At 64.4% G+C, this 21,636-nt stretch carries 22 protein-coding genes, 1 tRNA gene and 3 pseudogenes; 9 read left to right on the top strand and 17 right to left on the bottom strand.

Annotated elements, in window-relative coordinates; all coding sequences use genetic code 11:
- Nucleotides 1-102 precede the first annotated feature (102 nt).
- Nucleotides 103-1,833: a methyl-accepting chemotaxis protein gene (locus XH85_RS20250; protein ID WP_128933191.1), complete on the bottom strand. Its 1,731-nt coding sequence runs from the start codon at nucleotides 1,831-1,833 to the stop codon at nucleotides 103-105.
- A 214-nt stretch (nucleotides 1,834-2,047) separates the two neighbouring features.
- Between XH85_RS20250 and XH85_RS46755 the strand changes: the two are divergent.
- A pseudogene (locus tag XH85_RS46755) lies at nucleotides 2,048-2,225 on the top strand (FAD-binding domain-containing protein); the annotation flags it as partial.
- Nucleotides 2,226-2,279: 54 nt separating this feature from the next.
- On the top strand, nucleotides 2,280-2,570 hold the full coding sequence (locus XH85_RS20240; RefSeq protein ID WP_164940552.1) for a histone: 291 nt from the start codon (nucleotides 2,280-2,282) through the stop codon (nucleotides 2,568-2,570).
- Nucleotides 2,571-2,628: 58 nt separating this feature from the next.
- Here the strand turns inward: XH85_RS20240 and XH85_RS20235 are convergent.
- The 3 genes and pseudogenes from XH85_RS20235 to XH85_RS20225 all read right to left on the bottom strand — a co-directional run.
- Nucleotides 2,629-2,838 (bottom strand): annotated as a pseudogene (locus XH85_RS20235) (hypothetical protein); the annotation flags it as partial.
- A gap of 112 nt (nucleotides 2,839-2,950) precedes the next feature.
- Complete coding sequence (locus XH85_RS20230; protein ID WP_128933189.1) at nucleotides 2,951-3,823, bottom strand: DMT family transporter; 873 nt, start codon at nucleotides 3,821-3,823, stop codon at nucleotides 2,951-2,953.
- A 98-nt stretch (nucleotides 3,824-3,921) separates the two neighbouring features.
- Complete coding sequence (locus tag XH85_RS20225) at nucleotides 3,922-4,368, bottom strand: hypothetical protein (RefSeq protein WP_091889766.1); 447 nt, start codon at nucleotides 4,366-4,368, stop codon at nucleotides 3,922-3,924.
- Nucleotides 4,369-4,659: 291 nt separating this feature from the next.
- On the opposite strand from XH85_RS20225, the gene XH85_RS20220 reads away from it, so the two are divergent.
- Nucleotides 4,660-4,923, top strand: coding sequence for a hypothetical protein (locus XH85_RS20220; RefSeq protein WP_128933188.1), 264 nt, complete (start codon nucleotides 4,660-4,662; stop codon nucleotides 4,921-4,923).
- A 30-nt stretch (nucleotides 4,924-4,953) separates the two neighbouring features.
- Here XH85_RS20220 and XH85_RS20215 read toward each other — a convergent pair whose 3' ends face one another.
- Nucleotides 4,954-5,415, bottom strand: coding sequence for a host attachment protein (locus XH85_RS20215; RefSeq protein ID WP_128933187.1), 462 nt, complete (start codon nucleotides 5,413-5,415; stop codon nucleotides 4,954-4,956).
- A gap of 307 nt (nucleotides 5,416-5,722) precedes the next feature.
- On the opposite strand from XH85_RS20215, the gene XH85_RS20210 reads away from it, so the two are divergent.
- Together XH85_RS20210 and XH85_RS20200 are read left to right on the top strand one after the other, a co-directional pair.
- The gene (locus XH85_RS20210) at nucleotides 5,723-5,995 is read left to right on the top strand and encodes a hypothetical protein (RefSeq protein WP_128933186.1); all 273 of its coding nucleotides are present in this window, start codon (nucleotides 5,723-5,725) and stop codon (nucleotides 5,993-5,995) included.
- A 460-nt stretch (nucleotides 5,996-6,455) separates the two neighbouring features.
- Complete coding sequence (locus XH85_RS20200) at nucleotides 6,456-7,421, top strand: AraC family transcriptional regulator (RefSeq protein ID WP_164940794.1); 966 nt, start codon at nucleotides 6,456-6,458, stop codon at nucleotides 7,419-7,421.
- A 71-nt stretch (nucleotides 7,422-7,492) separates the two neighbouring features.
- Here the strand turns inward: XH85_RS20200 and XH85_RS20195 are convergent.
- From XH85_RS20195 to XH85_RS20185, 3 genes are all read right to left on the bottom strand, one after another.
- Nucleotides 7,493-7,569, bottom strand: a tRNA-Arg gene (locus XH85_RS20195).
- A 151-nt stretch (nucleotides 7,570-7,720) separates the two neighbouring features.
- Entirely contained in the window at nucleotides 7,721-8,227 is a 507-nt protein-coding gene (locus XH85_RS20190) for a hypothetical protein (RefSeq protein ID WP_128933183.1), read from the bottom strand.
- Between the two features lie 164 nt (nucleotides 8,228-8,391).
- Nucleotides 8,392-8,964: a hypothetical protein gene (locus XH85_RS20185; protein ID WP_128933182.1), complete on the bottom strand. Its 573-nt coding sequence runs from the start codon at nucleotides 8,962-8,964 to the stop codon at nucleotides 8,392-8,394.
- Between the two features lie 183 nt (nucleotides 8,965-9,147).
- Between XH85_RS20185 and XH85_RS20180 the strand changes: the two genes are divergently transcribed.
- Complete coding sequence (locus tag XH85_RS20180) at nucleotides 9,148-9,531, top strand: VOC family protein (RefSeq protein ID WP_128933180.1); 384 nt, start codon at nucleotides 9,148-9,150, stop codon at nucleotides 9,529-9,531.
- A gap of 58 nt (nucleotides 9,532-9,589) precedes the next feature.
- Here the strand turns inward: XH85_RS20180 and XH85_RS20175 are convergent, their stop codons facing one another.
- Nucleotides 9,590-10,087: a hypothetical protein gene (locus tag XH85_RS20175; RefSeq protein WP_128933178.1), complete on the bottom strand. Its 498-nt coding sequence runs from the start codon at nucleotides 10,085-10,087 to the stop codon at nucleotides 9,590-9,592.
- Nucleotides 10,088-10,345: 258 nt separating this feature from the next.
- Here XH85_RS20175 and XH85_RS20170 point away from each other — a divergent pair, with 258 nt between their 5' ends.
- From XH85_RS20170 to XH85_RS20160, 3 genes are all read left to right on the top strand, one after another.
- Entirely contained in the window at nucleotides 10,346-10,699 is a 354-nt protein-coding gene (locus XH85_RS20170; protein WP_164934954.1) for a GrlR family regulatory protein, read from the top strand.
- A 229-nt stretch (nucleotides 10,700-10,928) separates the two neighbouring features.
- The gene (locus tag XH85_RS20165; RefSeq protein WP_164940550.1) at nucleotides 10,929-11,477 is read left to right on the top strand and encodes an AraC family transcriptional regulator; all 549 of its coding nucleotides are present in this window, start codon (nucleotides 10,929-10,931) and stop codon (nucleotides 11,475-11,477) included.
- Between the two features lie 80 nt (nucleotides 11,478-11,557).
- Complete coding sequence (locus XH85_RS20160; protein WP_128933175.1) at nucleotides 11,558-11,998, top strand: DMT family transporter; 441 nt, start codon at nucleotides 11,558-11,560, stop codon at nucleotides 11,996-11,998.
- A 39-nt stretch (nucleotides 11,999-12,037) separates the two neighbouring features.
- On the opposite strand, the gene XH85_RS20155 is transcribed toward XH85_RS20160, so the two are convergent.
- The 8 genes and pseudogenes from XH85_RS20155 to XH85_RS20120 all read right to left on the bottom strand — a co-directional run bounded on the left by XH85_RS20155 (nucleotide 12,038) and on the right by XH85_RS20120 (nucleotide 21,305).
- Nucleotides 12,038-14,725, bottom strand: a complete 2,688-nt coding sequence (locus tag XH85_RS20155) for a PAS domain S-box protein (RefSeq protein ID WP_091889788.1) — start codon at nucleotides 14,723-14,725, stop codon at nucleotides 12,038-12,040.
- A gap of 122 nt (nucleotides 14,726-14,847) precedes the next feature.
- A pseudogene (locus tag XH85_RS20150) lies at nucleotides 14,848-15,758 on the bottom strand (DMT family transporter).
- Between the two features lie 80 nt (nucleotides 15,759-15,838).
- Nucleotides 15,839-16,654, bottom strand: coding sequence for an NUDIX hydrolase (locus XH85_RS20145; RefSeq protein ID WP_128933174.1), 816 nt, complete (start codon nucleotides 16,652-16,654; stop codon nucleotides 15,839-15,841).
- A 4-nt stretch (nucleotides 16,655-16,658) separates the two neighbouring features.
- Complete coding sequence (locus XH85_RS20140) at nucleotides 16,659-17,612, bottom strand: dihydrodipicolinate synthase family protein (protein ID WP_128933172.1); 954 nt, start codon at nucleotides 17,610-17,612, stop codon at nucleotides 16,659-16,661.
- 28 nt (nucleotides 17,613-17,640) lie between these two features.
- Nucleotides 17,641-18,519 carry an SDR family oxidoreductase gene (locus tag XH85_RS20135; protein ID WP_128933170.1) on the bottom strand — a complete coding sequence of 293 codons (879 nt, stop codon included), beginning with the start codon at nucleotides 18,517-18,519 and terminating at the stop codon, nucleotides 17,641-17,643.
- A gap of 179 nt (nucleotides 18,520-18,698) precedes the next feature.
- Nucleotides 18,699-19,559 (bottom strand): MaoC family dehydratase, encoded by an 861-nt coding sequence (locus XH85_RS20130; protein ID WP_128933169.1) that lies wholly within the window; start codon nucleotides 19,557-19,559, stop codon nucleotides 18,699-18,701.
- Nucleotides 19,560-19,758: 199 nt separating this feature from the next.
- Nucleotides 19,759-20,148, bottom strand: a complete 390-nt coding sequence (locus XH85_RS20125; protein ID WP_128933167.1) for a Zn-ribbon domain-containing OB-fold protein — start codon at nucleotides 20,146-20,148, stop codon at nucleotides 19,759-19,761.
- Nucleotides 20,148-21,305: a thiolase domain-containing protein gene (locus XH85_RS20120; protein WP_128933166.1), complete on the bottom strand. Its 1,158-nt coding sequence runs from the start codon at nucleotides 21,303-21,305 to the stop codon at nucleotides 20,148-20,150. Before XH85_RS20120 ends, XH85_RS20125 begins: the two co-directional genes overlap by 1 nt.
- Between the last annotated feature and the right edge of the window lie 331 nt (nucleotides 21,306-21,636).

Raw genomic sequence — 21,636 nt, 5'->3', positions numbered from 1 at the left:
AACAAGTCATCCCGGGATGGTCCGAAGGACCAGACCCGGGATCTCGAGATTCCGGGTTCGGTGCTGACGCACCGCCCCGGAATGACGCCGTGAGTTCTGACTTTACGCCGCGTGGACGCGGTCGAGGAAGCTCTCGACCTCGGCCTTGAGATGCAGGCTCTCGCCCGACAACGCCTGGGCGAAGGCAAACATCCGGCTCGAGGTCTCGCCCGTCTCGCCCGCGCCCTTGGCGGCGTGACGGACATTGACGGCGACATCGGCCGTGCCCGACACCGCCGCGCGAACGCTGGCCACGATGTTGTGGGTCGCGCTTTTCTGCTGCTCGACCGCAGCCGAGATCGAGCCGGCGATGCCGCTGATGCGCTCGATGGTCTGGCTGATCGCCTTGATGGCAGCGACCGATTCCTCGGTCGCGAGCTGCATGCTCTCGATCTGGTTCGAGATCTCGTCGGTCGCTTTCGCGGTCTGGCCGGCGAGCGTCTTGACCTCCTGGGCCACCACCGCGAAGCCGCGGCCGGCATCGCCCGCGCGCGCGGCCTCGATGGTGGCATTCAGCGCCAACAGGTTGGTCTGCTCGGCGATCGAGGTGATCAGCTTGACGACGTCGCCGATGCGCGCGCCGGCTTCCGAGAGCTGCGCGATGCGCTGATCGGTCGCCTCGGCCTGCCGCACCGCCTCGGCGGAGATCTCGTTGGATTCCTGCACCCGGCGGGTAATCTCGGAGATCGATTGAGACAGTTCGTCGGAGGCCGAGGCCGCCGAACGCACGTGCTCGGAGGCGCTTTCGGAGGCTCCGGCGGACCGCGCCGACAGATCGGCGGTGGAGCGCGCGACATCGGTGAGCTGCCGAGCCACGCGCTCGAACTCGCCCGATGACGTCAGCACCTTGTCGAGGATACCGCCGACACTGCCGCGGAACTCCTCGACGAAGTTGCGCAGTTCCGCCTTGCGCTGCTCGGCCGCGGCAGTCGTTGCCGCCGCCTGTTCGCTGCGCAGGCGCGCCCGCTCCTGCGAATTGCTCTTGAACACCGCGACCGTGCGGGCGATCTCGCCGATCTCGTCGGCGCGGTCCTCGCACTCGATCGCGACGTCGCTCTGGCCATTGGCAAGCGCCGTGAGCGAATGCGTGACCGAGGTGAGCGGTTTCGTGACCCGGCGGACGATCACCAAGGTGAGGATCAGCACTAGGAGCGCAGCGAGCCCAGCGGCGGCGGCCATGCTCTCGATCGCCTGGGACAGCATGCTCTCGAACTGGGCCATCGGGATGCCGACATAGAGGATGCCGGCGACCTTGCCGGTCGCGTCCAGAATCGGGAAATAGGCGGTCATGAACGTCTTACCGAACAGCGTGGCCGGCCCCTTATAGGCCTCGCCACGACGCAGCGGCGCCTGCCCCGGATGATCGGCGGCAAGCTGGGTGCCGACGGCGCGGTCGCCATTTTCCTTCTTCACATTGGTCGAGCGTCGCACGAATTGCCCGCTCGCCTCGTCGAACACGAACAGGGTCGCATTGCCGCCGACATAGGACACCGCGCGATCGACGATGGCGTGATCCCTGAGGTCGGGCATCTTGGGAATCTCGGCGCGCTGGACGGCGCCATCCCGGATCGTGATCTTGACGTCTGGAACGGTCTCGGCAAAGGCCAAAGCCAGCGTGCGCAGATTGACCTCGATGTCGCGGAGCGCTCGATCATTGAAGGCGGATGTCAGCGACCAATAGCCGGCGCCGACCACGAGCGCTGTATTCATGGCGATCAGCAGTACCGCGCACAGGACGGCCTTGGTGCCGAGCTTGAACTGCGGCAGGAACTTCGCCGAGAGAAGGTTGGACATGGATGAAATGACCCCCGTAATTCCTGCATATTCGTGCAATCGGCTTACGGCCCCATTAACGACCGTTCGCACCGCGGCCCGCGGCATGCTTTCCAAATCGTAAACGAGGACACCGCTGACCAGCCGCCCGTGCTGGCGCCTGGCGCCCCCTGCCCGCATCGAAGGATGCTGCGTCCTCCACCGAAGATCGCAAGCGATGCCATCGAAAGCCTAGCGCTGGGTGCCGGAGCTGAAGGACCGGCCGGCGAAGCTGATCCACCCGCCGTGGCAGGCAACGCCGATCGAGCTTGCGAGCGCGGGCATCATGCCCGCAGCTGATCGTCGATCATGCCAAGGGATGCGAGCGCTCGCTCGCCTACGCAAAGATCCGCAAAGGTCGAGCGTTGCTTTGACACAATTTTGAAACCCGCTATCGTCATCGCTTCGTTCAAACAATGGGGGACGACATGGACGACGATAAGCCGATCACAGAGCAGGCGATGGGCACGATCACCACCGCCGTGGAAGCGACCAAGGACGCCGCGGTCACCGCCGTCAAGCAGGTGAAGAAAGCCGCCAAGAAGGTTACGAAGAAAGTAGCGCCGAAGAAGACTGCCAAGAAGGCTGCGAAGAAGACCACGAAGAAGGCCGCAAAGAAATCGTCCAAGAAAGCCGCGAAAAAGGCCGCCAAGACGTCTGCGAAAAGGGCCTCCAAGAAAGCCGCCAAGTCGAAGAAGGCCAAGAAGGCCAAGCGCTGATCGCACTCAGAGCAGATCTCCGGGCGCGGGCGCGCCCGGAGACAGCTCCAGCGCCAGCCTACCCTCGCCGTTTGGCTGCGCGCCGGCCAGGATGATGCTTGCCCTTGGGATCGCGGAATTCACTGCGATGGCCGCGCCGGTCCTCGGCGTTGAAGCGCCGCCGTTTTTCTGGTGAGCCGAACTGCTTGATCACCCGTCTGCCGTTGACCTTCTTGATCACGTAGCCGCCCTCGGTCATCGAGAACGGCGCCTCAAGCGACCCCATATGCACGCCTCGCCTTCTTCATGGACATCACCGCGCTGAAAAAGAAATAGGTTGAATGCCCCACCCTAGCACGAAAACAGTCAACACACGTCAGGGCTGTGCGCGCTGGATATCGCTAAGAGCGTCGATTGACCACAAAGACCGCTGTGGCGCAGAGCGCCATGCCGGCAATGGCAATTGCGTCCAGCTTTTCTCCGAACAGCAGATAGGCCATCAGCGCCGTCACGGCCGGCACCAGGTAGAACAGGCTCGCGACCGAGGTTGTCGCGGCGTGGCGGATCAGCCAGTACAACAGCCCGATCGATCCGATCGAGAGCGCCACGGCCAGCCAGGCGAGCGCAAGCACGAATTCCCGCGTCCAGTGCACCACGCGGTCTTCGAACAGGAAAGCTCCGATCGCGAAGAAAATCGTGACGGACACGTATTGCACGAGATTGCCGGCGCGCCAGTCGATGTGATTGCAGTAGCGGCGCTGATAGAGCGTGCCGAGCGTGATGCTGATCAGCGAGACCACCGAGGCGAGCCAGCCGAGCCCGGCTTCGCCGGTCATCGGGCGGTTGTGCAGGATCAGCACGACCCCGCCGAGGCCGAGCACGAGACCGGCCCATTGCAGCGGCGTCACTTTTTCGCCGAGCCAGCGATTGGCGATGGTCGAGGTCAGGATCGGCTGCAGGCCCGGAATCAGCGCGGACAGGCCGGCCGGAATCGAATGCGCGATCGCGATCGCGGTGCCGCCGAGATAGAAACCGTGGACCAGAATGCCGGCGACCGCGCTGTGCGCAATGCCGGTGCCATCAGGCCATTTCGGCCGCGCGATGCCTGCGATGATCGCCATCAGGCCGACCACGATCGCCATGCGGATGGCGAGATAGGTCAAGGGATCGGCATTGTTGACGACGTATTTCGTGCCGATGAATCCGGTGCTCCAGAGCAGGACGAACAGGATCGGCGCCGCGCGGGCGGTCAGGGCTTCCGGATTGTGGTTCATTGCCGCCTCATTGCCCGATGGGGCCCTATGCGGCAATACGAATTTCCGGACGAGCGATGCTGCGCTGCGACGGGCAGCGGAAGCCGCGGTTTAACCGCTCACCATTCTTCCGGACAGGGATCGATGATTTTCCAGAGCTCGACCCCGTTCTTGATCTTCTTCATGTCGGTGGTGAGCCCGCCATTGCGGCGGATCCAGTCTTTCACCTTGTCGGGATAGTAGGACATCAGATCGGAGGTGCCCTCGGCGCTGGTGACCTTGATGCCGAAGGTGAAGGCCTTGTCGTAGTAAGCCTGGTGGAAGCCGAGGCTGGCGCGCGGAGTCACACAGATCTTGTTCATCGGCACGATGCCGAGCACGAGCGTGCAGGCCGAATTGCAGATGCCGTCGATGATGACGCGCTCGCCCTTCTCACGCACGCGCTTGTACTTGGCCTTGTACTCCTCGACATAGCCGCCGTGGTCGCGGGTGATGTGCAACTCGGCGCGCGCCGGCGTAGCGGCGGCGAGGCAGAGCGACAGCAGGCTCAAAAGCGGGATGCGCATGGCGACGTGACGGCGAAAGCCTTCAGGAATGGACCGACCTCGAAGGAGCCCCCCAAGGGCCGGCAGCAGGATTCTTAGCCGAATACTCTTTGGTCATACTTGTGTGGGGAATTCGTTAAGCATCCCGAAAAGGCCAAAAATGGGCAGCTTTCGACCGCATGTCCGGCAATTCTGTCACACCCACCCGGAAATCTGCGGGTTTGGGCCTGATTCCGCGTCTCCGGGCCGATGTCCTGGCCACCCGAAATTGCTATAAATGGCCGACCTATTCGCGGGTTCCGGAGAATCGAGATGAGCAAGTTGAAGCTTGTAGCCGCAGTTGCTGCCCTGTCGGCTGCAATCCTAGCCCCTGGCCTCGCGGAGGCGCGGGGACATCACCGGTATCACCGCTCCTACGCCAACCCGCTGCCCTATCCGATCAGCTATCTGCACAATTACGGGCCCGGCATCACCCCCGGGACCTTCGCCTATTACGACGGCCCGTCGACCAACCACTGCTACCGGGGCGCGGCCGCCTATATCGGCCAGGACGGCCGCCGGCACCCCTGCTACTGAGGCGCCGCACGTCCTTCCCCGCGGGCGCCCCTATCTCGCGGCGCCCGACCGGAGCAATTGCTTCTCGATCTCGTAGACCGGCAGCTTGACGAGGTCTTTACCGACCTCGCACTGAAGCGCCTTGCGCACCACGTCGGAATAGTCGGCGCGGATCATGCCCAGCGCACGCGGTGAGGCCACCATAGTCAGTGCCGAGGTCTCTCCCGCACTGACGGCGGCATCGAGACGGCCGGCCAAGCTCCGCAGGAAGGCGCGCTCAGCCTCATCGTGCCAATTGGTTTGTTCGACGGAGCTGCGCGCCCCGCCGGCCGCCCCATGCAATCGGGCCGGCGCATCGGTCCCTAGCGCGCCGGTCGATGGGTTGGGCTGCTCATGCACTTCCCTGGTGTGAAGGTTCGGAAACATCTCGTCGCCGAGATTTTCCAGAATGAGCGCCTTGCGCCCGTCGCACACGACCAGCCAGTCACCCTTGTCCAGTCTCATCTTGTCCATTGCACAGCTCCAAGCAACCCATGGGCCTGCCCTTCGAATTCCTCGAAGGGCTGGCCGTGCGGCAAGACTAGGGATGAAGCCGCGCCGACGAATTGCGCAGGATCAAGGATGGCGGCATGTCGTGCGGCACCTGCCGGCGCCAGCGCAACATTGGTCAGACGCTCGAACCTGGAATAGTCTGGCGCATTAAGGTCACGCCTGCGGCGGGCTCGCTGAAGATTTGTTCATCAGTATTACATTTCGGTTCCGCCACAATTTGATCAGAACATCATCGATATCCTGCATCGCGTCAGCGGAGGAAGACATCATGAAGCTCAAGATTGGCCTCGTCGCCGCATCCCTGTTCGGTGCCCTCGCGGCATCGCCGGCGGCGTCCGCCATGCCCATCGCGCCCGCACCTGCAACGCCAGAAGTCTCCGACGTCGAGCAGGTCCGCATGGTCTGCAACGCCTGGGGACGCTGCTGGTGGCGTCCGAACTATTATGGGTATTACGGACCGCGGCCGTACTACGGCCCCCGGTATTATGCGCCGCGCTACTACGGCCCACGCTATTATGGCTACGGCTATCGCCGCTGGTGATATCGAAGGGGCCCTTGGGGCCCCTTCGCTTTTGCGAGACCGTAGACCGCTTGCCCCGACCACCTGCGCGGCTAGCCTGGAGCAATTCCAAAACTGATCTAGATCAAAGATGAAATCCGTCACTTCGTCATTGTACGGAGATGGCCGATTTGATCGTTTTCCGATGCCCCCAGACGGGCATGAATGTGCAGACGCATTTGGAGAAGGGGCAAAGACAGGAGGGTCGGAGCTTTGCATCCTTTGCCTGTCCCGCGTGCACGCGCCTGCATTTCATCGACCTCGCCTCCGGCCAACCGATCAGCAGAGAAGATTGACGGTGACATTGATCTGCCGTGCCTCATGGCATGAGGTCCGCAATACTACGGCACGAAATCCGATTTACTGAAGCATGATGTTTCGCCATTGATGGCGATGCACCGACATCCATTTGCGTGTCACATTGCAGCAGCCGCCCAGACGCATGTTGTTCGACGCCCTCGTCCCGTCCTCCGCGCTCCAACTGATCGGCTTTGCCGACGTCGATGCGTTTCGGCCGATCGAGTCGATGGAGGACGCGAGGAGCATTCCGCTCGACGTTGCGAACTTCGCGGCGGCCCGCGCCGTTGTCTCCCTGCCGGCATGCCGCATCGTCGTGATGAGGTCGTTCGCGCGCATCCTCGACACCGCCTATCGGATGCCGGGCGGGATGGTGATCCTGGCGATGACCGACGACCTTCAGGCCAATTTCAGGGGTGTGGATCTCGACGCCCGCTTCTTCGTTGCACTGCGCGGTAATGATGAATGCCACTACGTCGAACCCCAGACCAATCATCACGCGATGATCATCCTCTCGCCTATCTTGCGAGACCGGGGCTGGTTCGATCGTGCCGACGATTTGCGGGCCTATGTCGCGAACCGGCCGGCCCTGCTCCACGCACGTCAGCTCCTGCTCGACATTCTGCGAACCGCATCGGTGCAGCCGCGCCTGTTCGAGACCACCGAGGTCGCCGCCCATCTCCAGGAAGGCTTGCTGCTCGCGCTCGATGATCTGTTTCGGATCGATCCCCTGTCAGATCGGAGCACCTCCGTTCGCAGCGAGCGGTCGATCAAACTCGTTCAGCAGATCGACGATTACGTCGCAGCCTATCCGACCGCTCCGATCTATACGGCTGATCTCGCCAGCGAGTTTGGCGTCTCGATCCGGACGCTCGGCGGCGCGGTCAGCAAGGTGCGTGGCATGAGCCTGCACCAGTACATTCGCCTCAAAAGACTGTGGGCGACCCGCGCTCGCCTGCTCAAAGGCGGCGGCGCCACCGTCGCTACATGCGCGCGCGCCCAGGGTTTCCATCATCTCGGTGAGTTCGCCGCAGCATACCGCGCGACCTTCCACGAGGCGCCCTCGGACACGCTGGCCCGTGGCCGGCAAATCCGAGTGTCGGCAGGCTGACGCCGCAGGCCCACGCGATGGTGACCGGCATCAGTGCTGATACAGAACAGATCTAGAACGAAGGACAGGCGTGGCGCGCTCGGAAGGATTCGAACCTCCGACCCTCGGAATCGAAATCCGATGCTCTATCCAGCTGAGCTACGAGCGCCCTGGCCCAGCATTGGGCCGCAACCGAGACGCGCTTGTCCACTGCTGGCGAGCCCGCGCAGCGGACGGCGTTCGGATGGGTTCGCATTAGCAGAGAGGCCGACCAATAAAAAGCCCCACCCGCCTCCGTTCGAGACGAGTCGAAGGCGCCCTCACCAGGTCGTGTTGAAGAGGCCGAAATGCGGCTGCTGGGCCATCATCATCGGCTGTGCCTGTTGCGGCGCCCGATGCGTCCTGACGACTTTGCGCTTGGGCTGAGCCTGGGCCGGAGAAGCCGCGGCAGCCTGAACCTGGGCCTCGGTCTTCCGGGCTGCGGCGGCGGTATCGGCCTTCGGGCCCGGCGTGAACTGGGCGAACGTCTCGCGGACCCGCACCTTGGCCGACATCTCGGCCAATGCGGGCGACATGCCAGCCTGCACTGGCGGCTGAGGCGCAACGACGGCGGTCTTCATCGCAGGCGCGGCGATGGTCGGCTGGCTGGTGTCGAGCACGACACGTTCAGGCAAATGGCGATCGGACCGGATTCGGATCAGCGGCTGGTCGTTGCTCGCGGTCGCAACAGCTTGCGCCACGGGTGCTGCCGGCAGCATGAAATCCGCCGCAAACAACAGTGTGAGCAAAGCTCCACCGACAAAGATGAAATACCGAAAGATGGGCATTGGCCGCGCTCCGCCCCCCGCATCCCCGCGTGGGCTCTTCGCCTTAACAGGCGATTCTCTAGTTGGTTCCTGGCCCTGCCCCTTTGGTTCAAATGGCAACGCCAAGTATTTTGGCCAAGACCTGCGGATGGTAACTTTTGCGCTATCCGGAAAAATGCCGCCCTTTAGGCGCGGCGTGCTGCAACCAGCGAACACTTCGCCTGGTCGGCATTCACATTGACGAAGCCGACGGGAATATGCGCATAGGTCTTGCGGCTCTTCATGCTGACAGCGTCCGCCAGCACACGACTGCGATCAGTGAGATGACTGCCGTCGCGCCGCGCGAACACGCAGACGATCTCGACGTCCTTTACGGCATAGTCATTGTCGTTTCGCAGCGTGAACGTCACCAGCGCCTTCGAGCCGAGGCCGCCGCGGCGCCAGGTCTGCGATGAAATCCTGAGACGACCAAGTTCTGCCATTGCCGGCGCCTGAGCTGCGGAAGACGGCGAGCCCGCAGCTGCTGCATCGCCTGAAGGAGCCGTCTCGACGGCTGCCAGGCCGGTGGTCACCGGTTCCGCGCTATTGCCTTTGGAGAGAGGCAGTAGCATCCAGATTCCGCAGCCGACAATGATCGCTGCCAGCAGCCACAGCAGGCTTCGGCCAAACGAGACGCTCGCAACCGTCACGGCCCGCGCCAATCGCTCGCCAGTCCCGGCGCAACGCCCCAACCCGAACCGGTCAAGCCTAACGTTCATGGTTTTCATCACCGACAGCGGCTGAAGCACGTCCTACGACGGACTAAGCCACCGTTTCACTTAATCGGGAACACGAACTAAGGTTCCCGGCCCGGTGCGAATCAGCAAAGACGGTGGCGATCGCCGGCTGGGGCCGTTAAACATGCGGCGCAACATCGAAAGACCGCGTTGGGAGAGAATGAAATGCCAGTCGTCACTTGGGATCACGTCCATCTGCGCAGCCCTGATCCGGAGGCTACGGCGGCCTGGCTGCGGGACATCCTCGGTGGCGAGATCGTGCGCGCGCCGGGACGGATCGACGTGAACCTTGGCGGCGCCAGGGTCTTCATCGCGCCGCTCGAGGGCGACGCCGCCGTAAGCCCACCGCCCCCGCATCCGCATCAGGGCCTCGATCATTTTGGTCTGACGGTAAAAGACATCGACGCCGTCGCCGCCGAGATCAAGGCCAAGGGCGTCACCTTTACGCGCGAGCCGACGACGATCAGGCCCGGCGTACGCATCTGTTTCATCCGCGGCCCCGAAGGCATCTCCATCGAGCTGCTCGAGCGCGACAAGAAGTATACCTGACGCGGCCCGAACGGCATCAGGCATCGGCCCTCCGGGGCGAAGCGCTGCCCCGGTGGGCCTACGTCATGCTACCGGGCATAAAGCAGCGGATGGTGACGCCCATGTAGCCGTAGATCGGCCAGACCATGGTCCGTCCGACCCGGTTCGGCTCCGAGATCACGGCTTCCTCCGGCACGTCCACCCAGACGAGTTCCTGCGGCTGGCCGTCGATGGCGGAGCCATAGCGCGGGACGCGGACACGATAGTGCCCGTCCTTGCTGTCCCAGTCGGAGTCCGAGAGCGCCGAGCCGTCGGCGTCGGAGCAGCACGGCCCCTTGCCGCTACGCAGACCGTCGAACCAGGCCTTCAAATCCGCATTGGTGTTGACGAACTGGCCACGGTCACGCGCGTGCCCGAAGGGAGCCGCGAGCGCAATCAGGCCCAAGGCGCACGCCAGCCTTGTCACGCTTAGCCAGCGTGTCGCGCTGCCGATCCGCCGTCGTTCGCTTTTGCAATTCGTGGGACGCGCACCGTACAGACGCGGCTCATCGCCGCCGGAATCGATCCAGTTGCTCACGTTCGTCTTGCTCCAGCACTCCGCGGCCAGTGCAACAATGGTTATGCATTTCGCGGGCCAACTCCGATTCGCAACGTTTGGCCTCGCCTCATCATCAGACCGTCATGACGGCGTCACGCACAAGCCGGGACAACTACGGCTCGCGACGGCAGCTCCCGCCAACCGGCAAAAGTGACGCGTTGCGCCGGCGGACGCGCTTTGGCATAAATGCTCTACCGGTTACGCCATTGGGCGATGGCGGCCGACCTGCGGGACGTTATGAAGAACGGCCTCTATTCGATTCACGTAACCCTGCTCGACGGTCGAGTCGGCAAGGGCAGTGGCGTCATTCTCTTCCGCGACGGCAAGATTCTTGGCGGCGACGCCTACCTTTATTACACCGGCAGCTACACGGTGAAGGGCAACAACACCTTCAAAGGCGAGGTCCTGGTGCAGCGCCACACCTCGCCGCGCGGCGACGACAATCCGCTGTTCGGCGGCCCCGCCCCGGTCGGCATCGGCGTCAGCGGCACCTTCACGGAGACGCGCGGGGAGATGACTGGTACGGCGCTGGTCGGCAAGGCCAGCCAGATCTTCGGCGCGACGCTGCACAGGCTCGCCGACGTCGATTAGGGCGTGCCGCCATAAGTCACGACGCACGGCCCAAACTAGTCCGCAGCAAGCCCCTGACATCCTAAGCAATAGATCGTATGCAGTAGGGATGCCTGGATCGTGGACATATCGCCCATGGGCACGTGACGCGGCGATCGAGCTCGGCCACCTCGCGGCGGCTCAGTCAGTCGCGCTCGCCTGTCACGTACATCCGGATGTCCAGGTTGCCGCCGTCAGCGAAGGATGGCGCATGTACGTGACCACGGTCGGAGAGTTCCGCGCCATCGCGGGCGATATCGTCGTCATCCCGGCGGACGTACCGCACGCCTCGCACGGCGGCGCCGGCTCGATCGTCAGCCATCTCTATCTATCGAGCGATCATGCGGCGGTGAAAGGGATCTCTGGGCCGCTCTGTATCCGCAACTCGCGGGCAACCTTGCCGGACGAGATGCTCGACGCGATCGGCTCGTGCCCGAGACGTCTCACGCGGCCGGCCCGATGTGCCGCGCTGACGGAGCTGGTTTCGTGCGACGATCTCGCCATCCGCACGATCGCGGCACGGCAGGGTCGATCGACAGATGGCTTCATTCGGCTGTTCAAGCGAGAGGTTGGAATGACCCCCGCCGCCTATCGTCTTGCGCTGCGACTGGCGTGGGCACGCTCGCGTTTGAAGCGCGGCGACACCGTCGCCGACGTGGCTTATGCCGGCTCGTTCTCCGACCAGAGCCACCTGGGTCGCCTGTTTCGACGCGCTTACGGCGCAACGCCTGCCGCCTACCGTTCAGCGTTCGCGGATTGAGACGGTCGATTTCGTTCCAGACGTGAATTGGCCTCGGGCGCTAAGCTGGCTCCACCTCTCCATGCCACTGCGAGCCGCGCATGAACCTCTTGGCACCTTTCGTGGTCCTGTCCGCAGGCCTGAGCCTCGCCTTTCAGCAGGTGCTGAACGCCAGTCTTGGCAACGCCATCCAATCCGCGCGGTGGGCGGCGTTCGTGAGTTATCTTGGCGGAACAATCGCGTTGCTGCTGGTTCTGGTCGCCGTGCGCGAGCCGATACCCGCTGCCGCCCTGGCCGGACGAGCTCCTTTGATCGCATGGACCGGGGGAATCTTCGGCGCGATCTTCATCGCGACCGGCATCCTCATGGTGCCGCGCCTCGGCGTGGCGACGGTATTGACATTGATCGTCGTGGGTCAGTTGCTCGGTTCGTTGGCGTTCGACCACATCGGGATGTTCAGCCTGCCGCACCATCCGATCACGTTGACACGCATTTTGGGCGCAGGGTGTCTCATCCTGGGCGCGGCTCTCGTTCGCGGGTAACGATCGCCGAAGCGCCGCGCTAATGAGTCCGCCACCTGGTCATTCCGCCGCCTGTTCGAGCGGCGCTATGCGCGGCAGGATCATCTGGATGCGCGTGCCGCCGCCCGGCTCGGAATCGAGATCGAGCCGGCCGCCGAGCCGGTTGGTGACGATGCTGTAGACGATGTGCAGGCCGAGGCCGGTGCCGCCCTGGTCGCGTCGCGTCGTGAAGAACGGATCGAAGGCGCGGCGGCGGACGTCGAGCGACATGCCGCAGCCATTGTCGGAGAAGATGATCTCGACATTGTCCTTGCCGGACTCGCGCACCTGGATGTCGATGGTCCCCGGCCGGCCGTCCGGGAAAGCGTGCGCCACCGAATTGAGAAACAGGTTGGTCAGCACCTGGCCGTAAGGGCCGGGATAGCTGTTCATGGTGAGGTCCGGCTGACACTCGACGTTGAGCGTCAGATTGTGCTTGCGCAGGCCGGGTCGCAGGCTCATCACCACCTGCTCGGTGAGGTCGCCGAGGTCGAAGCTGCGCTGGTCCGAATAGTTGCGGTCGGCCGCGACCTGCTTGAACGACTGGATCAGCTCGGCGGCGCGGTTGAGGTTGGAGACCAGCTGCGAGGAAGCATCGCGGCTGGTGTTGAGGAAGTCGTTGAGCGTGGAGCGGCGGAGTTCGCCGCGCTCGACCTCAGCCGTGAACATCGCGGTCTTGCGCTCCAGCGCGGAGGCGACAGTGAGGCTGATGCCGACCGGATTGTTGACCTCGTGCGCGACGCCGGCGACCAGACGCCCGAGCGCGGCGAGCTTCTCCGCCTCGATCAGCGAGGCCTGAGTCTCGCGCAGATTGCGCAGCGCGGTCTCGGCGGCTTCCTTGGCTTTGCGCATCTCCTGCTCGCCGCGCTTGCGCTCGCCGATGTCGAGCGCGACGGTGACGATGCGCTCGATCTCGCCTTCGGCGTCGAGCAGCGGCAGCTTGTTGACCAGCCATTGCCGCATGTTGCCGGAGGCGTCCTTGTACTCCTCCTCATAGAAGCCGAGTCCCTTGCGGAACTTGAGCACGCGCTTGTCGCTCTCGTCGGACTTGGCCGCGCCGTAGCGCGACATCAGGTCGGCCGTGGTGCGACCGAGTGCGTCGCCCGGCTCGATGCCGAAGATGCCGGCCATGTAGCGGTTCATCAGCACGTAGCGCAGGTCGCGGTCCTTGACATTGATCACCGCAGGCACGGTGTCGATGACCTGCTGGAGCAGGCGCCGGCCTTCGGCGATGGCGTCTTCCGCCCGCTTCTGGTCGGTGATATCGCGCAGCGTGCCCTCATAGCGGACGATGTTGCCCTGCTCGTCCCGCACGCCGGTGGCGCTGTCGGAGAGCCACAGGATGTTGCCGCTGCGCTGGCGTACCTGATATTCGAACTCGCGCACCATGCCGTCGCGCGCCATCAGCCGCTGATATTCGGCACGCGCCTCGGGGTGGACGTAGATCGTATGGGCGATGTCGTTGATGCTGTCGATGAGGTGCTGCGGGCTGTCATAGCCCATCATCCGCGCCAGCGCCGGATTGGCGTTGAGGAGGTCGCCGGCCGGTGTCGTCACGTAGATGCCATCGACCGATCCCTCGAACAATTTGCGATAGCTCTCCTCGGCGAGGCGCTGCTCGGTAAGCGCGCGCACCGCCGCTTCGCGCGCGGTGTCGGCCTCCTCGAGCGCGCGGCGGAACACCTCGGCCGCCCGTGCGATGTCACCGATCTCGTTGTCGACGTCGGCGGACGGGATCGACGTGTCTTTCTGGCCCGCCGCAAGCGCGCGAATGGAGCGCGCGATCTGGGCGAGCGGACGGACGGTCCTGCGCACCACGAACAGCGCGGCGCCGATGCCGATCAGCACGCCGACCGTACCGAGCACGATGCTCTGCCACCGCGCCTCGGTCAGCGTGCGGGCAAAATCGCGCGACAGCACGTGGCCGCGCCGCGCGCTGACCTCGCGCAGCAATTCGGTGACGCGGCCAATCAGCCGGCCCTCGGTGCCCAGCACCTCGCGGTCGATGTCGGCGATCTGCCGCTCGCGGACGGCGACCGCCATGATCGCCTCGGCGTAATCGTTGACGGCCGACCTCAGCTTGCCATCGGCGATGTCCATCGCCCGCATTCCCTCCGCGGCCTGCTCGGCCGCGGACGGGTTGCGCGCCAGCAGTCCGAGCGCGATGCGGCTCTGCGCCTCAGACAGGCGGGAGGCCAGCTCGCGGTCCGCAGTGCCGGCGACGGCCGCGTCGAACCGGTCGCGCAGCGGCGGCAGGCCGGCGAGCAGCTGGGCGCGCCGGTCGATCAGGGTCGAGATCCGTTCCAGGCCGGTCCGGTAGGTCGCCAGCCGCTCGGTGACCCCGTCGATCATGTCCTGCTGCTCGGGCGCGAGCTCGATGCGGGTCTTCTTCAGGATGTCACTTAAGGCGGAAGCCGCCTCGCCCACCTGCTGGAACTGGATGCCGGCGCCGGGATCGGTGACGAAGTCGCGCGCGGCAAGGCGCAATTCGTTCATGCGGCGGTCGATGTCCTCGGCGAGGTCCCCGACGCTCTGGAGCCGTTGCAGCTCGGCGAAGGTGGTGTCGATATGCCGGATCGCGATCACGCTCGCGGTCGAGGTGACGATGATCACCGCCAGCACCAACAGGAAGCTGCCGAAGGTGAGCTGGCCGATGGAGAGCGAAAAAGTTCGCTTTTTCTCAGGGGTCGGCGTCAATTCGGCGGACATTGGTGTTTGGGGGACCGGGCTATTGGAGGTCCAATATACGACGTATTGCGCCCCCGGGGGAACATGCCTCTGGCCGCCGAATATCCTTAATATCGGGCCTGCCGCCCCTCCTCCGTTTCGGACTATGAGCCTTTGAGGCTTGTCCGCCGCCGGGCCGGGATCGTCATGGCGGCAACGCCGAGGACGACGCAGGCCAGCCCGATCCAGGCGGTCCGGCTCAAGGTCTCACCGAGGAAGGCGACGCTGATGGCAACCCCGATGGGGACGCGCAGATAGGCCTGCGCGGTGGTCCCGACCGAGCCTAGGGTCTGGATCAAGCGGAAGTAGATCGCAAACGCTGCTGCGGTCGAGAACACCGCGAGCGCCAGCAGAGCCAACACGGACGCCAGCGAGGGCGACAGCGTCCAGGGTTGCTCGACGACGAGCGAGGCCGGGATCAGCACCGCCGCGTCAGCAGCGAGCCGGCGGCGGGAGCCATGGGATCGAGCCCCTTGAAACTGCGGCCGAAGATCGCGGCGCAGGCATAGCAGATCGTCGCGGCCACGATCGCCGCCTCCGCCAGCAGGCCGCTGCCGATGTCATGGAAGGCATCGACGCCGACGATCAGCAGGATGCCGGCCATGCCGGCGATCACGCCGAACAGCTTTCGCGGCGTCGTCGCCTCGTGGTGGGTGATCAGCGCCGTGAGCAGGAACGTGAAGATCGGCCCGGCCGAGTTGAGGATGGTGGCGAGCGCGGCATCGACATGGCGCTCGCCCCAGGCGATCAGCGTCCAGGGGATCACGCTGTTGAGCACCGCCTGAAACGCGAAGCGCTGCCAGGTCGCCGCATCCGTCGGCATCCTGATGCCCCGCAACCACATGACGGCCAGCAGCAACAGGCCCGCGATGGCGGTGCGCGCCGCAATCAGCGTGATCGGCGGGATGGTGGCGACGCCGAGCTTGATGAAGGTGTAGGAGCCGCCCCAGAGCGTTGCGAGCGCGACCAGCAACGCCAGTTCGACGGCGATGTTGGTACCCTGCCGGTTGTTCATGCGTTGCGTCCCGTCCATTCGCGATGAACGGAACCTAGCGCGTCCGCAGCCGCCGATACTTCGTTTGGTGTCGAACTATCCTAGCCGAGCGCCCCGACCTCGAACACCTCGCCGTCGTAGCCGGCCTCGCGGGGAATGCGGAGCTGACGGCCGGTTTCAGTCTTGGTCATCACAGGCATGACCGTGACGATCGACATCCCAAGGGCGTGCTCCAGTGCGGCACTCACGTTTGGCTGCTTGGCGAGCCGGATCAGATTGCGCGTGGTCGGGAACGGCAGCTTGAAGCGGCCGCTCTCCCCGCCCTCCACCGCCTCGCGCGGCGAGACCCAGATCGAATCCGTGGACTCGCGACCATCATGGGCGCCGAGCTGATCGGGCGGCGCTGCCGCAAGAAAGAACCAGGTGTCGAAGCGCTTCGGCATGCCCTCCGGCGTGATCCAGTGCGCATACGGCACGAGCGTGTCGAGCGCGAGCTGGAGGCCGTTATCTTCGAGGATTTTTAGGAAGCTAATATTATGCTCGTTGAGCGCGACGCGATGCGCATCCGCGATCTCGCCGGCACGCTTGGCGTCGACCGGCGCGCCCGAATCCTTCGATCGCGCCAGCAGGATGCCGCTTTCTTCAAAGGTCTCGCGGATCGCGGCAATCCGAAAGCCGCGGTCCGCTTCGCTGAGGCCCTCGCCGCCCGAATAAAGATCGGCGCGAGCGACGATCTCCTTGTCGCCGGCATCGACGCTGCCGCCGGGAAACACCAGCGCGCCCGAGTTGAACTCGATCTGATGATGGCGAACCATCATGAAGACCTCGATCTCGTCGCGGCTCTTGCCGTCGACACCCGCACCGTCGCGCAGCAGGAGAATGGTCGAGGCAGGGCGTGATGCGACAGCTTCAGCCATGCGACTAACCTGCGGCGCTGGATTGCGGGCCGAGATTGGCGCGCTTGTCGACGCGGGCGACGCGCGAGAGGAGATAATCGACCTCCGCCTTCGCCGTCGGGGTGATGGTCGCGCCGGGCTTGCGCTGCGCGCTGGAGGCGATGATGCCACGCTTCTGCAGCACATATTTGCGCACGGCAAGGCCGGCGCCCGGCTGCTGCTCGTAGCGGATCAGCGGCAGATGCGCGTCGAACAGATCATGCGCGGCGTCGCGCTTGCCCTCCTTGGAGAGGCGCACGACGTCGATCAAGAGTTCCGGGAAGGCATAGCCGGTCATGGCACCGTCGGCGCCGCGCTCCATCTCGAAATCCAAAAAGAGCCCGCCATTGCCGCAGAGGATCGAGAGCGGACGGAGCGAGCCGTCCTTCTGGAAATTGCGCAGGGTCGAGATCTTTTCCAACCCCGGCCAGTCCTCGTGCTTGAGCATCACGCAATTCGCATTGTCCGTGACGATCTTGCGGATCACGGCGGGGGTGAACACCACCGAGAGGGTCAGCGGATAGTCCTGGAGCACCCAGGGCACATCCGGGCCGATCGCCTCGGCGGCCTGCTTGAAATAGCCGACGATCTGGTCGTCGGTGCGGAGCGAGGGCGGCGGCGCGATCATGACGCCGGCCGCGCCCGCATCCATCGAGGCCTTCGCCAGCGAGCGCATGGTGGCAAAACCCGGCGCGGAGACGCCGACGATTACCTGCATCTTCTTGGCGCGCTTGACGAAGCGCACCGCCACCTGCTCGGCCTCGGCGGCATCGAGCTTCGGCGCCTCGCCGAGGATTCCCAGCACCGTGACGCCGTCGCAGCCGACCTCCTCGTAAAAATCGCTCAGGCGGTCGATCGAGCGCTCGTCGATCCGGCCGTCGTCGTGGAACGGCGTCGGCGCGATTGCGAAGGTGCCCTTGGCGTCGGCGGTGAGTTTCATCGTCTTCCTTGTTTCTCTCTGTCGATGGCTAAAACCGCCGCGCCCCCATCTTGATCTGCTCCTCGGAGAAGAAGATCTCCTTGGCGTGATCGACGATGTCCTGGGCCTTCCAGCCCGTGTGCGGCGGTTTCCAGCCTTCCATTTCCATCATCCGCATTTCGCGCACGCCGCGGGGCCCGGACACGCCCAGCACCTTGCCGGTCTGGTCGCCCGACAAATCGCTGACCATGTATAGCACGGCCGGTGCGATGCCGTCCGGCCCCAGCGCCGCCGAGGGGTTCTCCTTATAGCGGGGCAGGTCTGCGGTCATGCGGGTCAGCGCGCCCGGGGCCAGCGTCCAGATCCGGATGTTGTACTTCCGCCCTTCGATCGCCAGCACGTTGGACAGGCCCCAGATGCCACCCTTGGCCGCGCCGTAATTGGTCTGGCCGAAATTGCCGATCAGGCCCGAGGTCGAGGAGGTGTTGACGATGACCCCGCCGCCGTTTTCCCGCATCCAGCGAAACACCGGCATAGTGCAACAGAAAGTGCCCTTCAGATGCACCTTGATGACCTTGTCCCAGTCGGCTTCAGACGCCTTGTGAAAGGTCTGGTCGCGCAGGATGCCGGCGTTGTTGACGAGGATGTCGGCGCGGCCAAAGTGCTTGATGGCGTCGTCGAACACCGACTGACCGCCCTCCATGGTGGAGATGTCGGCGCCGTTGGCGACCGCCTTGCCGCCCTCCGCCTTGATCGCATCGACCACAAGCTGCGCCATGGACTTGTCAGCGCCGGAGCCGTCGCGGGGGCCGCCGAGGTCGTTGACGACGACGGACGCCCCTTCCCGCGCGAACAGCTTTGCATAGGCCTCACCGAGCCCCCCGCCCGCGCCGGTGATCAGCGCAACCTTGCCGTCGAGTAGTCCCATGGTGGCTTCTCCCTGTTTGCTTTTTCTTCCACCTCGCCCCGCTTGCGGGGAGAGGTCGATCGCGTAGCGATCGGGTGAGGGGGTACAGGTCTCAAGACCGTCACGGCTCGTGGTGAGAGCCCCTCACCCCACCCTCTCCCCGCTAGAGCGGGGCGAGGGAGTGAACCGCCGGTGCCCGCCTAACCCAGCACCGTCTTGCCGTTCTTGATCACGGTGACGCCGCGCGACTTCACCTTGGCTTCGAACGAGATCGTGTTGCCGTCCTTCCAGAGGTCCATGGTCACGGTCTCGCCGGGATAGACTGGCGAAGAGAACCGCGCGACGTGCTGGCGGAAGGCGGAAGCGTCGTAATCGGCATAGGTCTGCAGCACGCCGCGGCAGGTGATGCCGTAGGTGCACATGCCGTGCAGGATCGGGCGCGGGAAGCCGGCCTTCTTGGCGAACTCGGGATCGGAGTGCAGCGGGTTGCGGTCGCCGCAGAGGCGATAGACCAGCGCCTGGTCAGGGCGCGTGACGATGTCGATGGTCTTGTCCGGCGAACGCGACGGGATCTTGTGCGGATCGGGCTGGGTCAGGTTTGGCCCGCCAAAGCCGCCATCGCCGCGGGCGAAGCGCGAGGCCACCAGAGTAGCCAGCTTCTCGCCATTCTCGTTCTTCAGCACGGTCTGGTGACTGATCACCACGCCCTTGTCCTTGCCCTTGTCGTAGACCTCGAGCACGGAGGAATCGGCGGTGATGCGCGCGGCGACCGGCAGCGGCTGGTGGAAGGTGATGTCGCGCTCGCCGTCTACCACCATGACGCGGTTGAGGTTCATTTCGCCCGGTCCCGAACCCCAGGCGGCGACGGAAGCAAACGTCGGCACCACCTTGAGCGGCCGCGGCGTCAGCGTGCCCTCGTTGACGAAGGCGAGCTCCTTCTCGTCCATGGGATCGGCGCCGAGGCCGATGCCGTAGGCATAGAGCATGACCTCGCGGTCGGTGTAGGCATATTTCTGGCCGATGTTCTTGAGGGCCTTGAGCTCTTCGTATCTGGCGGACATGTTGTTTGTCTTCCTCCGGAATTTCACCGGCGCTTATCAATGTGCCCTCTCCCCTTGTGGGAGAGGGCCACGAGGTGCCGGCCACATACGCATTTGGGTGAGGGGTTGCTTCCGCGTTGAAATCTCTCTCCGCGGAGACAGACCCCTCATCCGGCGCTTCGCGCCACCTTCTCCCACAAGGGGAGAAGGAAGAAAGTAATCAAGCCGGCGTAAAAAACGGCAGCGGTGCGCCGTCGGTCGGCTTGAACACCACCTTAACCTTCTGGCCGATTCTGAGCTTCTCGAGGTCGCAGTCGACGAAATTGGTCTGCACCGATGGCCCCTCCTTCAGCGTGACGTAGCCGATGGCATAAGGCCCGGTCGGCGACTTCCGCATCAGGCTGTAGGTGTAGATCGTGCCCTCACCGGACGCCTGCTCCCACACCGTCTTGTCGGAGTAGCAGAACGGGCAGATCGAGCGCGGGAAGTAATGCGCTTCGCCGCAGGCGGTGCAGCGCTTGATCATGAACTTGCCCTCTTTCGCCGCATCCCAGAACGCAGCGGTCTCGGGGTTCGTCACCGGGGCCGGATACTTTTTCACTTCGCTCATCACACGCGCTCCAGAATGGCGGTCGAGGCGGCGTGGCGGACGCCCAAGAGCCCGCCGGTGCCGTGGGCGATGGCGAGATCGCAATTCTTGACCTGCACCTTCGGATGCGCCTCGCCGCGCAACTGCCTGACAGCCTCGATGATCTTGGTCATGCCGCCGCGGTTGACCGGATGGTTGCTGCAGAGGCCGCCGCCGTCGGTGTTGAACGGCAGCTTGCCAACACCCGAGATCAGATTGCCGTCGGCAACGAACTTGCCGCCCTCGCCCTTCTTGCAGAAGCCGAGATCCTCGAGCTGCATCAGCACCGTGATGGTGAAGCTGTCATAGATCGAGGCGTATTTGATGTCCTTCGGCGTGATCCCGGCTTCCTCGAACGCACGCGGGCCGGACCAGACGCCCGCGGAATAAGTGAGATCGAGATCCTTGCCGCCGCGCGGGCCCTTCATGGCTTCGCCATGACCGATCAACCTGACCAGCGGCTTCTTCAGGCTCTTCGCGATCTCCGACGTGGTCACGATCAGCGCGCCGCCGCCGTCGGAGACGACGCAGCAATCCATGCGATGCAGGGGATCGGAGATCATCGGCGAGTTCAGCACGTCCTCGACGGTGACGACGTCCTTGAGCATCGCATGCGGATTGTACTGCGCGTGATGGGAGGCCGCGACCTTGATCCAGGCGAGCTGCTCGCTGGTCGTGCCATAGTCGTGCATATGGCGCATGGCACACATGCCATAGGCATTGTGCGTGGTCGCGCCGTACGCGGACTCGAAATCGACCTCGGCACCGGCCGCGCGCGGCGGCATCACGCCGGTGCGCGGCTTGCCGGCGAGCGTAACGAGCGCGATCGAGCACTTGCCCGCGGCGATCGCCTCGGCGGCATGGCCGAGATGGATGATGTACGAGCAGCCGCCGGTCTCGGTGGAATCGACGTGGCGGAGTTTTTTGGTGTTCAGGCCGAGATAATCGACCATCGGCCAGGCGCCGCCGGGCGCATCGCCCGCGCAGAAATAACCGTCGACATCGTCCTTGCTGATCCCGGCATCCTCGATCGCGCCCTTGGCGACCTCGGCATGGAGCTGGGCGGTGGATTTGTCCGGCGCATGCCGGGTCGGGTGTTCAAAAATCCCGGCAATGTAGGCCTTGCCCTTGATGGTCAAACTTCAGGTCTCCGATCGCGTTTCTTCTTGGCTCTTTTTTCTGAACCGCACCGGCCTGATTGGCAAGCGCGGAAATATTCCGTCGGGCGAGAGGGCAGCGGGTGGGCGCAACTGGAGTCCAGCCGAAATCCCGGCCGCGGATAGGAAGCTAACCTGCCTGCCGCGTCGTCATTGCGAGGAGCCCTTGCGACGAAGCAATCCAGAGTCCCTCCGTGGAGGATTCTGGATTGCTTCGCTGCGCTCGCAATGACGGAGTTCGCGGATAGCGACGTCGCTCTTTCCATTCACAACTAAATCGCAGACACACGCCCGCATCCTCGCGGCGGGTTCG

This window comes from Bradyrhizobium zhanjiangense, from assembly GCF_004114935.1.
GTDB lineage: Bacteria > Pseudomonadota > Alphaproteobacteria > Rhizobiales > Xanthobacteraceae > Bradyrhizobium > Bradyrhizobium zhanjiangense.
The sequence above is the reverse complement of the archived record's forward strand: the minus strand, read 5'-3'. Positions and strand labels throughout refer to the sequence as shown.